The organism is Jiulongibacter sp. NS-SX5, assembly GCF_052828545.1.
Map to the genome: position 1 here is coordinate 1,646,492 of NZ_CM128248.1, position 13,373 is coordinate 1,659,864.

The following is a 13,373-nucleotide window of genomic DNA, read 5'->3' on the forward strand; positions in this document are numbered from 1 at the left end:
AAGACACTTATTAACTACAATATGTGATTACGAAATCTCATTTTCCACCAGAATAGAGTCAAACGGCGACTTGGACATTGCCAAATTTTAATACCAGTATGCTATGAAAAAAGACATCAAAGAAATAATCGAATCTTTACAAAATAATGAGAAAAAGTACTATGTCGACAAACAGGGTTACATTATGGAGAGGATAAATCCTGCTTATGATGAAAAAACAGGATATTATATAAATGATAATGGAGAATATGTCAGAGAAACTAATGCGTTAAATTTTGACCAAAAAACAGGTTTGTATGAGGATGAGAAAGGAGATATTCGAGAAAAGAGTTTCTTTTTTAATGATAAAACTGGTTACTACAAAGAAAAAGACAAATACAAAAAAGAAGGATTTTTTGGGAGAGATTACTCTCAGAGAAGTAGAAATGAGAACAGAAGCTCCTCTTTTGAAACTGAAGATGACATTTCTACAGTTTTCTTCTTGGTAAAATGGGGGATTATAGTATCCATTGCTGTTTTCGTATTATTGGTAGCAGTTTTCCTTGCACCATTAATTTTATTGGTTTGGTACATAGTCAGAAAAAGAGAAACACATTGGGTGGCTATTCTGGGAATGTTATTTTCTGCCTACCTAATCTATGATTTAAACATCGGAGGTGTGATTACCAACTCGATGATGAAAATGCAAAGAACTGGAGAAGAAAAGTATATTGCCTTGATATACTTTGTAATTTTTGCAACTACCCTTGGTCTTTTTGTAGATAAATACAGTTCGATAAAAATCCCGTTTGTAGAAAATGGAAATTTTTTCGAACGAAAAATCCTAAGGGAAAGAAGACCTTATGTAGTTGGATTTTGTGTCCTATTGTTAGCCGTGTTTTCAACCTTCCAATTTAAAATATTTACAAATGGGAACGGTCACAACAATCCAAATATGATTGTTTACGAGTCTGATTTAAAAGATCGATCTATTGAAATCAAAGTATCAAATTTACGAGTCAGAAACAAACCATCTCTTGACGCTGATCGAATAGACTCTATGAATCCAGGAGATCATTATCCATTAACTGGTAATAGAAGTGTTTCCAAAACTACGGTGCAAATAAAAGGCCAAAGTATAGATGATTACTGGTTTGAAGCTTACTTAGAAAATGGAGGCACTGGTTGGGTTCATGGATGCTGTATTTCGATAGAGTAACATATGTTATCAGAATTGACAAATACAGCGACTCCTAGTTCATTTACCAAAAACGTCAAAAGATCTTTGCATCATGAGAAATAGTCTTTATCCAGGTATTCGGCTTTACTCCTAAAAATTTCTCACAACATGGACAAGCATACTTAGCCATATTTTCAGAGGTGAAACACAGGTTGGTTTCAAATCTGTAAACGGGCGGCGTTCCTATTTTGTGCAGGAAATACCAGAGGCAGGAGCTATGACTTTTTGAATGTGTTTACATTCAGGAGCAGGGCTGCTGCCTTTTCTTTTTTCACACCACCCTACCCTTTTCTTTTCCTCTAGTATATTCTTCTACGGTAGCACTCTATCCATCCCCCGATGAACGTAAAATCTTCTTTTTTTAAGATGCAAAAAGTTAACTGCCAAATAGCCCCAGCCTCAAAAAACACCTACCGTTAGATAAGTTAAACACCTATCCTGATTTAATTCTTTATAAATTGAGACAAACCCATTGATGTAAGGACTTTGAGTTAGAAAAAGCAAATTCATGCCACAACCCCATCCGACAACAAATGCTTACACCTGGGTTTACCTGTGATAATTAGACACTTAAACGAAAAAACTTACAGTTGCAATTAACGACATTCCTTTTTCCATAGGAAAAGAGACATTCGTTAACCCGCATGTTAGGCAACATTAGAATTAGAAATGGCAAGAAAATCTGAAGAGACATTATCGAATTGGACAAGACCAGCCAGTGATACTGAAGAGACTAAACTTCAGAATGCTTTGAAAATGGTAAAAGACGCACTTTCAGAAGACGAAACAATAAAGTCACTCGAAACGGAAGTCTTTGGTCAAGGTTCCTATGCAAATGATACTAATGTTCGAAACAACAGTGATATCGACATAAATGTACGATTTACAGGTGGATTCTATTTCGATTTACCAGAAGGAAAAACAAGGTCTGATTTTGGGTTCGATTCAGAGATGGAATATTCAGCAATGAAGTTTAAAAATGACATTGAACGAGCCCTAATCAACAAATTTGGGTCTGAAAACATTGAACGGAAAAATAAATGTATTACCGTCTTAGGGAATTCTTACAGAGTTGAAACTGATGTTGTTCCAACTTGGAATTACAGAAGATATGACACTTCGACTAATTATCACCTCGGAGCTAAATTTCAAGCTGACGATTATAGTTGGGTAGTAAATTATCCAATACAGCATATTGACAACGGAAAGAAAAAAAATGCAAGGACCTCAAGAAAATTTAAGCGACTCACGAGAATCTTTAGAAATTTAAGATATGACATGATAAACAACGGAGAATCGGTTAGTGAAAATATAACTTCCTTTCTTCTTGAGTGTCTTGTATGGAATGTTCCGGATTCTTATTTCAATGATTACTCTACTTGGACTGACAGACTTAAAGAATCAATTCGTTACTTATATCAACACACAAAAACAGATGAAACATGTGGTGAATGGGGAGAAGTATCAGAGCTTTTATACCTATTTAGAGCACGGAAATGGTCTAGGCAAGATGTTAACGAATTTATGGTTCAAGCATGGAATTATTTAGAATTTAAATAATGGTAACATATAATATTAGAGTATTCGCATTTACGATTTTAGGCTTGGCATTTTTGACCTACGGACTAATCTTTCTGTCTACTCAAAACCTTGACAGTATTGATTTTAACAAGGCTTTGGCTCACGTTTCAACCACAATTTCAATCAATGTTGTTTTATGGTCTTTGTTTATAAAATGGATGTGGAAATGGAAAATATTTTATCCTTGGCTTGTTCCATTTCCAAATTTATCAGGCGAATGGGAAGGAGAACTTAAATCGAATTGGAAAGAAAAATCTCTCGACCCAATTCCTACTGAAATAAAAATAACTCAGACATTTTTTAATGTTCAAGTAAAGATTAAAACAAACGAAAGTAGAAGCCATATTATCGGAGCTTCATTTGATATTGAAAAAGACCGTGGATTAGAACAGCTGATTTACTCCTATATAAATACACCCAAATCAAGTGTACGGGATAGAAGTGAGATTCATTACGGTTCGACACTATTAATGTTTGAAGGTTTTAAAGTCAATGAAATGGAAGGACAGTATTGGACAGACCGAGAAACTACAGGCGAAATCAAACTAAAAAGAAAAAACGTTGCCTAACATGGTGAATAGTGCATACCCTGCGGGATACGCACAATACACAGACCGTAATACATAAGCAAAAAATAAATGCAGAGACTAAAATCTATATCGATTGAGAATTTCAGATCTATTGGAGAAGAACCAGTAGAAATAAATTTTCCCATAGATTCACCATTAATCATATTAGGAGAAAATAATTCAGGTAAGACTAATATTGTAAGGGCAATTGATATTATGTTTGGCGAGTATCATCCAAAATATAAAAAACTGGATGACTACGATCACTTTCAAAGAAATCCTAAAAATAAAGTAGTAATTGATGCTGAAGTTTCAGGGTTTAACAATAGGTTAGGTAGACAAGGAGAATTCACTTGTGGTGGCTTTAGTTTTACATGTGTAAAACAAAAGGAGAATGAATTTGCAGCTATTCAAGCAGAAGATGGAAATAAAAATATCTATGTAAGCAATTTGATTAGGGAGGAATTACTTTGTGTAATTGTCAATGCGGAGCAAAACTTATCTTACCAATTAAGTTATGCTTCTAAATTCACACTACTATCAAAGGTTACAAAAGCCTTTCACGATAAACTAACAGATGACGAAAACATAGTAAAAACGCTAAAAATTTTGTTTGGTCACATTAAGGACACCTTTATGGATGTTCCTGAATTCAAGAGGTTTAGTAAAAATATGTCTACCATTGCTGGGGAGATGATGTCAAATATGTCACATGCTCTTGAATTTGACTTTTCAGCATATGATCCAAGCAATTATTTTAAAACACTAAAGGTCCACCCTACCGAAGGAGGCGAATCAAGAGCAATAGAGGAACTTGGCACTGGTCAACAACAAATTCTTGCATTATCATTTGCCCATGCATATGCAAAATCATTTTTGAATAACGGATTAATATTTATTCTCGACGAACCTGAAGCACATCTTCATCCTTTAGCACAAAGGTGGTTAGCTAAACAAATGTACAAAATGGCTGTGGATGGGTTGCAAATAGTAATTACTACACATAGTCCATATTTTATTGATTTGAATTTTCTTGATGGTATTTATGTAGTCAGAAAAGAGGGTCAAACTTTAGTCAAAAATACAACTAGAAATAAGCTCACTCAATTGTGTATTGATACAGGAGCAGTTAAAGCAACCCCTGATACAATAGTGCCATTCTATGCATCTCATAGCAAACCTCATATACTAAATGGACTATTTAGTACTCATATAATCTTAGTCGAAGGTGAAACAGAGGAAATGACTCTTCCAATTTACCTTGAAGCAGTTGGACTTGATACACTGAAAGAAGGAATTGCTGTAATTGGAGTTGGAGGTAAAGGAAATTTAGCTAAATGGTGGCGATTTTTTAAAAGCTATGAAATTATGGTATATATATGTTTTGATAATGACCACAAAGATGATAAGAAGGAATTAAAGAGAAAGGAAGCCTTAAAAACTATTGGAATACCTGATGAAGAGATTGAAGAACTAATAGCTACAGACGATTGGAACATAGGAGACAACTACTGTATTTTTGGAAATGATTTCGAAACTACAATGCGAAATACATTTGTGAATTATACAGTTATTGAAGGGGAAGAGCGAGAGAGATTGGGTAATTCTAAACCAATAGTTGCCAAAGCTGTAGCTGACAGATTACGGCAACTTGAAGACGATGATGAAGGTTGGAAGTATTTTAGAGAATTAAAAGAAATGATCGACATTCAAAGCTTTTTGGATGAAAGCCTATGAATAACATCAGATCATATCTTTCTGTTCCTCAGAGAGACGATCGATATCATCATCCGATGTATTTTATTTCAAAACCAAACCTTGATTATTAGATTTGAGAAAAAATGATAGTCAACGCTTCTTGACAAACATATATTCACACCAAACACCTTTGTCTATCACTTTATTGAATATATGATTCACAAAAAGTTTTAATGTGCATCCGTGTACATTACCGTGAGCGGTAGGCTAGGTTTACTTCATGCCTTTCCTAAGCCAGCCCTATTCCTCCAGATTGAAAATCACCCTCCATATAGTTTCAACTTACTTAAGGCTTCAGTCAAAATCGTCTTTTAAAACTATTTTCTCCTTGATAATTATGTAGAATATCTTTGATAGCTCTGCTATTAAAGGTTTATCCTGATGAAGAAAAAAATTACAATAATTTTACCCCGACAAATGGACTTCATTATAAAATAAGCCAATAAGAAACCCAGGTCTGAGCCTATATGATTTTATCCAGAAAATCATTTTCGTATAAAGACATTACAGTGATTGAAAAAATCACGCTAAAGCTACCATTTAGGTATGAGGCATCTTTTCAAAACGAAGGATGCTTTTTGTTTATGAAAAACGTAAACTCACAAGTCACCTCTGTAGCTAAAACCAAGACGATAAGCCATAAAGAGGCACTTTTACTGAAATGTGGAGCTTATTTTGTGGACTGGGTGAACAATGAAACTGATGAACAAGTCGAGGTTATTGCATTTCATTTGCCTTCCTCCATTCTGGCAGAGCTATATAAACAAGAGTTACCCATTTCGGCGTCAAATGCTAAAGGATTAAACCACGTTACACCTATTGCAAAAGATCAGGTTCTACTTCAGTTTATAGATCATCTGGAATTCTATTTTGAAAACCCTTTACTGATCAACGATGAACTATTATCCTTAAAAATTAAAGAGTTAATCCAATTACTTCTACAGACCGGAAAATTCCAAAGCCTAAACGACTTGTTTACAAGCATTTTCACAAGGAATAAAGTTGATTTAACAGATCTGGTTCATAATCATTTATATGCTACTACATCAATAGAAGAATTAGCCAAACTCTCTGGTATGAGTCTTTCCTCTTTTAAAAGAGCGTTTCAAAAGCAGTTCTCTATGCCTCCCGGAGAATACCTTAGAACCAGCAGAGTGAAAAAAGCCAAAAGTTTACTCGTCACCACCACTTTAGATATTTCAGAAATTGCATTTGAAGTTGGCTACAGCGACCCTTCCTATTTTACAAGACTTTTTAAGTTGAAAACGGGAGATACACCTACCAAGTACAGGAAAAAGTACAAAGTGACCTAAAAGTCCTGTTTTTAGAACCATTCATCCTCACAGAAAAGCACACTCCGTCTGACTTTTGTAGAAAAAAACAGAGCTTATGAAAAAGTCAGTCAAAAACATCAGTATATTCTTAGGCGTATCTATGCTTGCCTTTGGCACCTTGAAATTCATCAATCCATTTAAACTGTGGTACAAAACACAAGTGGTCACGAGTGAATTGCCATTTCAGCAATTTAGTTATTGGGCTGGTCAGCTTGGGGAAATTTTAAGCGGACTTGCTCTAATCATTCTGGTACTTTTTCAAAAAAGAATCCCTAAAAAGTCATTTTACTTGGGCTTTACGTTGATTAACGTTTCCATCGCATTTATGATGCTCGTTGCCATTTACGTTCATACTCATCCAGATGTCCCAAATGATGTTTTACCCTTAAAAATAAAACCTCCTTTTATACCAGTTCTCTTTATGGTTTTAGCTATTTTAAACAGTTGGCTGAATAAGAGTAAAATCAAAAGATAAGCTTTCAAACACGTAAAACTCTATTGCACAGAAGTCTAATAGTGAAGGAATAATTCAGACAATGGGCATATGTAAACTGTCATTTCAACGATACTTTCCCTTATGAATCCCTAAACAGGAACGAACAAGGTAAAAACAGAACCTTGGCCCGGGGTGCTCTGTACCTCTATTTTGCCTCCCAGTTCACCGGCTATTCTATGGACAATACTCAGACCCAAGCCAAAGCTCTGCTCGCCTGCCGTAGTTTGATTTGAGGTGGTTTTATATCGATCAAAAAGTGTTTTCAGTTCTTGCTCCTCAATTCCCGAGCCTTGGTCTTTGATTTCAAAACATAGGAAATTGTTTTGTTCATAACTTCTCAAAATCACCTCAGTACCGGCCTCCGAGTACTTCACAGCATTTGACAATAGATTTTCCAAAGCTCTAAAAAGTAACGATCGATCTGTCAAAAGCTCTTCCAGGTCTTGCTCTACACGGACCTTCAGGTCAATCTTTTTAGTATCAGCCAAAGGCTTGAAACGACTGACTAAATCTTTAAAAAGCAGAGCTAAATCCACTTTTTCAAGACGTACTGGATGCATTTCATCTTTATCGATTGTTAAAATCGATTGGATGGTTTTCAATCCAAAATCAGCCGTTTTAAGAATCATTTCTTCTGATTCTTTGAGATCATTTTTTGAACTTTCTGATAAATTTTGAGCCCAAAGCTTAATGGCCGAAAACGGACTGCTCAAATCATGAGAAACCACTGACATCAGGTGATTTTTCTCAGAATTCAGTTGCGTAAGTTTCTCATTTTGAGATAAAATGAGAGCATTTTTCTTCCGGTTTTTTTGATAGGCAAAACCAATAATCCCAGCCAGCAAGGCAAGAGCTAACACACCTATCAGAAGTAATAGTTGCCTGTTTTTCTGAGCCTCAAGCTGAGCCGAAAGAAGCTCATTTTCCTGTTCACGCTCTTTGGCATTATAGGCCTCCTGCAGTTCGGCAATCTTATCTGCCGTTTGCTCATTGAGCAATTCATTTTGCAATTCATTGCTTTTCAAAAGCTCTTCATAGGCTTTTTTGAAATCTCCATTATCGTAATAAAATACAGAGAGGTGATTGTGGCTCCGCTCTTTTTGCATTTTAAAATCCAACGAATCTGCGAGCTGCATAGCGTTCAGCAGCACTTTTTCAGCTTCTATATTTCGCCCTAAACCATGCAGTGCACCTGCCTTATTGATCAAGTTATACCATAGGTCAGTTGAAGGTTCATTTTTAAGGTATTCCAGATTGTCATTGCTCAGTTTTAAGCCCTCATTGAAATTTTCAAGCCGGACATAAAGAGCTGCCAGATTGATTTTTGAATTTGCGATTCCGGGCATATCCCCAATGTCTTCTTTGATTTTCAGAGAGCGATTATAATAGACTAGAGCTGAATCTGACTTTTGCTCTTTCAGGTAACATTGGCCAAGGTTATTATAGATTACGGCCAACCTCTTCGGACTAAAATCTGAGGGTTCATATCTGGCCAGGAGCTGCATTATTTGGTTTTTGGCCTCCAAATGTTGCCCGGCTATCAAATAGGTATAAACCAGATCTGAAACTGCAGAAAGCTCATCATCAGGATTTTGCAGTTCCCTGCTTGCCTCCAGAAATCTCAGGTACCAATCCAGGGCTTCTGAGCGATTATCTTCGAAATCAGCATAAAATCCTTTCAAGCGTAGGGCGTATGCCTCTGCTCGAGGATAACCTGAAGCCGCCAGTTTTGCAGACCAATGTGGAATAGAATCCTTATTGGCAATATCCAGATATTTTATCGATGAAATATAGTGATCCCATTCCTCTGGAGTATTTTGAGCCGCAACTTTAAAAAAGCAGAGCCAGAAAAAAAGCAGACTAATCTTCTTCATGTAATATTCCGTTTTGCAGAGCAAACTTTACCATACCCACGGTATTGTTTACTCCAAGTTTCACCAGAATATTCCTTCGGTGGGTATCTACAGTGCCTTTACTCAAAAAGAGCTTCTCCCCTATTTCTGCTGAGCTGTACTCCTGACATACCATTTTCAAGATTTCATATTCGCGTGGAGAAAGGAGCTCGGCCAGTTTGTTTGCGGGTGTGGTAACGGTGTTTGACCCGGAACCAACCTCCTCAAAATGATGATCAAGACTAAAATAGGTTTCGCCCCTGGCTACCATTTCTATGGCCTTCTTTAGTTCTTCTACCGCAGCATCTTTAAGGATATAACCTTGAATCTGGTGTTTTTCTAGTTTTCGAAATACTCGCGTTCCTCTGATCATGGTCAGGTATAAAATCGGAAGTTGAGGTCGAAGCTTCCTGATCTCTATTAGAAGTTCCTCCGGTTGAAAAAGCGGCAACTGAATATCTAAGAGCAAGACATCAACATCTAGGTCGTGTACCTCGCGAAGCAAAGATTCACCATTATCAAAAGAAGCGATGACTTCAATATTTTCTTCGGTATTGAATAACCTTTCCAGACCTTTCAGGAAAATCTCATGATCATCAACGATGGCTATTTTTATCAAACGAGTAGTCTGTTTATCAAGTCAAAGACCAAGATACACAAATAGGGCATTAACCTAAAATTACCTACTTACAGTATGTTTTGGTGTATCGACTTTTGGGAGCTTTGAATTGTCAAATACCCAAAGTCATGAATAAAAACATCACACTAATCTCTGTTTATGCACTTTTAATGAGTGTATTTCTTTTTACCGCTTGTGAAAAAACCGAGCCCGAACCCGCCCTTACAGATCAGGTCAGTGGCCAATATGAGGTAGATTATTATCTCGTGGGTAGTACATTAGTTGCTCTACCTGTAACAGTAGACGGCATTACCGCTACTGCCAAAATCGACATAGTTAGAATTTCGGAGACCGACGCCAGAGTAGTTTTTACCTTTATTCAAACCGCAGAGAGTTTCGGCCTATCTGACGAATCTACGAGTATTGTCCCTGTAGTTCCCTTAAGTAAAAACAGTTCGGGCGAGATAACCGGCTCTGATTCAGACGGAAACTCTCTTAGCCATAAGAATGGTGAAGTAGAAGTGATATTGAAAAATAGTGATCCTTCGCAAACGCTGACCATACATGCAATATCAAGCGGCTCTTGATTTAAAATTGCTTTAAATTCAAACAAGTGTTCTTCTTTTTTTGCCGACAGGCATCAGCATCAACTATATGCCCATAACTACTCAAAAGATCGGTTTTATGAGAATACATTTATTCATACTATGTGTACTTATTGCAAGTAAGCCTCTAGCCGCTACCGTCACCTGGATCGGAGCCGGAGACGGCATAAGCTGGGAAGATGGAAAAAACTGGGACACAACCATAATGCCGCAGACATCTGAAGATGTCGTCATTAATTCAGACTCGGTGGTACTAAATAGTAAGGTAGAAGTTAAATCACTAAAAATGAGCTCAGCAGCTCTATATATCGTCTCAGGAGCCGAGTTAAAAACGAATGGGTTCTCAAATGCTAACTGGGCAATCCACATGGGTAATTCAAATATGTATTGTCTGGGTTTTATTTCAATATTCAACGCAGAAAATGCATTTGGAGTCAATGCAAATTCATACTTTGAGCTAAAGCATTCTGCCAGATTAAGAATCTCGGGAGGCTCCGGTTTTAGCGGACTCGCTATCTCAGGAAATTCAGAAATGAAGCTTGAAGAGGACTCCTCATTTATGATTGAGAATGCGGCCCATCAAACGGCAATATATAATTATGGTAAAATTGAAAATTATGGTTTCATTCTTTTTAACAGTCCCAATGCCGGAATTGGAATATTGAATTCCTATGATGCTGATTTTTTAAATTATGGAGACATTGAAATCTCAGTTGTCACGCAATATGGTATTGCAAACTATTCATTAGGCCCACATAGTTTTACCAATCAATCTTCGGGTAAAATAGACCTTTTTAGTCGGCTGGTTAATTCTGGTAATTTCATCAATTCAGGTCAAATAAAGCCAAAAGGAATCACAGGGGATTTGATAATAAATTTTTCCAGCACAGCCAGCTTTATTAATTACGGTTTATTAAAACCGTGTTTAAGTGAAAACAGATATTCTATATACATATATGACTCCGGGTATTTTGTTAATGAAACCGGAGGGGTAATTGAGGCTGACACCATTTGTGGTAGTAGTAATCTCAGAGGTACTTTTCTATTTACATTTGATTCTGGCGTTTTCGAAAACTTTGGTCTTGTAAATCTTGACCTCAATGATGAGGCTAGTGGATTGTTGTCAGCAGGGTCAATTCAGAATTTTGGCCAAATACTGATCAATAATGCATGGAGCACTGCAATCAAAATCAATCATTCAGGTTCTTTTTATAATGATGAGTTCGGTGAAATAGACGTTACCGGAAGTCTTAACAAGGCTATAGGAACCCAGAGGTGGGCTTTCAAAGGAGAGGGCGATGTTTCAAATGCCGGAAAAATAGTGATAAGTAGTCTTGATGAAATTGGCATTTGGCAAGATAATGACACCATGATCAATACTGGCGAAATACATGTTTCAAATGCTGCTACCAGCGTTAAAATCGGGTTATTTGATAAAATTCGTAATGATGAATGTGGTTTGATAACTTTAGACAAAGGTCTGGAAGTCTCGTCGCATCCATTAGAAAATAAGGGAATTATCTACGATATGAATCACAATGTGGAACCCACAGATGTTATCAATGAAGGTCTTATTTATGAGGACCTGACAGGTACAGCTTCGGTGTCTTTGAAAAACTATTTCCCGGCACAGGCAGACAACTTCTTTTCTCTTTTTCCTGACAGTTTATTTTCAACAGAAACCTTGTCTCCGGGAAGCTCTGTTGGTTCTTTCACCCAACATCCTGGGAGCTCTCCTCCTATCTTTTTTTGGACCCCTAAACAGAATGTAAACATTACTGACGCCTACTTTTTCGAAGTAACCCGCAGTACCGGCTGTTCAAGAATTCTACAAGTGAGTAGAAAGAGCATACCGGTATGTGGTTTTAGAAACGACTGGTTGGCTTCTGGCGTTTCTACTGATTTCTTTGACCGAAATAACTGGCCCCTAAACCTTGTACCAGGTGTATGTGACAATATTACTGTAGATCAAAATTCCGGAAGAATGGTTTTACCGGCAGGAACAAAAGTCCAGTATAACCGTATTTTGTTTGACACCGGTGCGGTAATTGACATAGAAGCAGGAGCCGTTTTAGAAACTTTTGGGCAATAAATAAGATACCCCTATCTAAGCCAAACAAAGGTTAATTTTCAGAGGCGATACACATGATGGTTTCACCGGTATTCACGGGTGGCGTTCCTATTTTGTATAGAATAATACCGGAGGCGGGAGACTTAACTTCATGAATGACTTTCCCAAATTCATCCTTAATCAAGGCCACTGGCTGATCCTTTTTTACTTCATCTCCGGCTTTTAAGTCACTGAAAATTATGCCCTGGTGTTCTGCTTTGATGTAGGACTGTTTGTTTAAACGTTTTACAGTATGCTGCTCTACGTTTTCCAGCTCCACCATATTCATATAATCCAAAATACGGTAAACGCCATCTTTAATTTTTGCCACAGCTTCCTCCTGTACATTGCCGAGCTTACCACACTCGATACTCAGGGCTACTTTACCAAATTGTGAAGCTTCCTTAAAAGCGTATTTCGAGGAGTCAGTAGGCTGCAGCGTGTAAGGATAAGACACTACATATTCAAAACCGCTGGCCTCCGCCATATTGGCCGCCGTAGAGGTTTCGTTTGGTCTGTTTTGGTTATTATAATAACATACAAAGGGCAATAGATCCTCATTGGCATCGCCACCATGTATGTCCAGAAAGCCATAGCTGTAAGGTATCACCTCTTTACTGATAAAGGCTGCTATTTTTTGTGTTACAGAGCCATTGGGGTCACCCGGGAAGGCATTATTTAAATTTACCCCATCCAGATCACTAACAAAAGGCGATCTGCCATAAAACGAGGACTTATTAGCCAAAGGCAATATCACCAAAGAGCCCCTTAACTCCTGAGGATCAATTTCTTCCAGGAGTTCTTGCACTGCAATAATCGGGGGATACTCGTACCCATGAACTCCGGCTACTATGGTAAAAATGGGGCCTCTTCTTTTTCCTTTCAGTAAGACCACCGGCAGGCTGGTTTCGCGTTGGTCTTTATCCACGAATTTAACCTCAAAGTCCTCTCGGCTTCCGCGTTTATTGAATTTGATTTTGTGTAATATCTGCTCCTGGGCTTGGAGTCCACCTAGCATAAAAATGAAGAGAAGAGTGGTAAGTGATTTTTTTAGGCTTAGCATGTAGTCGTTATATTATTCCTGAAAATATGGGCTAATATAAGCGATCCTTGTTCCTTTTGCCAATTTGGCTGTCGGCAGTCAGCTTTCGGCTTTCGGCGGTCGGCTAAAAAAAAATGACTTCCATCTC

The 13,373-nt window shown here is 37.4% G+C and carries 11 protein-coding genes; 8 read left to right on the top strand and 3 right to left on the bottom strand.

Features of this window, described 5'->3' with window-relative positions; translation table 11 throughout:
* Window positions 1–103: 103 nt before the first annotated feature.
* The 6 genes from ACUXV0_RS07405 (at window position 104) to ACUXV0_RS07430 (ending at window position 6,936) form a co-directional block, all read left to right on the top strand.
* Window positions 104–1,198: a hypothetical protein gene (locus ACUXV0_RS07405; protein ID WP_446192442.1), complete on the top strand. Its 1,095-nt coding sequence runs from the start codon at window positions 104–106 to the stop codon at window positions 1,196–1,198.
* A 690-nt stretch (window positions 1,199–1,888) separates the two neighbouring features.
* A complete protein-coding gene (locus ACUXV0_RS07410) occupies window positions 1,889–2,779 on the top strand; it encodes a nucleotidyltransferase domain-containing protein (protein ID WP_446192443.1) in 891 nt (296 codons plus the stop codon).
* The gene (locus tag ACUXV0_RS07415; RefSeq protein ID WP_446192444.1) at window positions 2,779–3,369 is read left to right on the top strand and encodes a Cap15 family cyclic dinucleotide receptor domain-containing protein; all 591 of its coding nucleotides are present in this window, start codon (window positions 2,779–2,781) and stop codon (window positions 3,367–3,369) included. Before ACUXV0_RS07410 ends, ACUXV0_RS07415 begins: the two co-directional genes overlap by 1 nt.
* Before the next feature lie 69 nt (window positions 3,370–3,438).
* Complete coding sequence (locus tag ACUXV0_RS07420) at window positions 3,439–5,106, top strand: ATP-dependent nuclease (protein WP_446192445.1); 1,668 nt, start codon at window positions 3,439–3,441, stop codon at window positions 5,104–5,106.
* Between the two features lie 488 nt (window positions 5,107–5,594).
* Complete coding sequence (locus tag ACUXV0_RS07425) at window positions 5,595–6,440, top strand: helix-turn-helix domain-containing protein (RefSeq protein WP_446192446.1); 846 nt, start codon at window positions 5,595–5,597, stop codon at window positions 6,438–6,440.
* A 76-nt stretch (window positions 6,441–6,516) separates the two neighbouring features.
* A complete protein-coding gene (locus tag ACUXV0_RS07430; protein WP_446192447.1) occupies window positions 6,517–6,936 on the top strand; it encodes a hypothetical protein in 420 nt (139 codons plus the stop codon).
* A gap of 110 nt (window positions 6,937–7,046) precedes the next feature.
* Here the strand turns inward: ACUXV0_RS07430 and ACUXV0_RS07435 are convergent, their stop codons facing one another.
* Window positions 7,047–8,831 carry an ATP-binding protein gene (locus tag ACUXV0_RS07435; protein WP_446192448.1) on the bottom strand — a complete coding sequence of 595 codons (1,785 nt, stop codon included), beginning with the start codon at window positions 8,829–8,831 and terminating at the stop codon, window positions 7,047–7,049.
* On the bottom strand, window positions 8,818–9,468 hold the full coding sequence (locus tag ACUXV0_RS07440; RefSeq protein ID WP_446192449.1) for a response regulator transcription factor: 651 nt from the start codon (window positions 9,466–9,468) through the stop codon (window positions 8,818–8,820). Before ACUXV0_RS07440 ends, ACUXV0_RS07435 begins: the two co-directional genes overlap by 14 nt.
* 128 nt (window positions 9,469–9,596) lie before the next feature.
* Between ACUXV0_RS07440 and ACUXV0_RS07445 the strand changes: the two genes are divergently transcribed.
* Window positions 9,597–10,055, top strand: a complete 459-nt coding sequence (locus ACUXV0_RS07445) for a hypothetical protein (protein ID WP_446192450.1) — start codon at window positions 9,597–9,599, stop codon at window positions 10,053–10,055.
* 97 nt (window positions 10,056–10,152) lie between these two features.
* Window positions 10,153–12,165, top strand: a complete 2,013-nt coding sequence (locus ACUXV0_RS07450) for a hypothetical protein (RefSeq protein WP_446192451.1) — start codon at window positions 10,153–10,155, stop codon at window positions 12,163–12,165.
* A gap of 31 nt (window positions 12,166–12,196) precedes the next feature.
* On the opposite strand, the gene ACUXV0_RS07455 is transcribed toward ACUXV0_RS07450, so the two are convergent.
* Window positions 12,197–13,246, bottom strand: coding sequence for a succinylglutamate desuccinylase/aspartoacylase family protein (locus tag ACUXV0_RS07455; protein ID WP_446192452.1), 1,050 nt, complete (start codon window positions 13,244–13,246; stop codon window positions 12,197–12,199).
* Window positions 13,247–13,373: the final 127 nt, after the last annotated feature.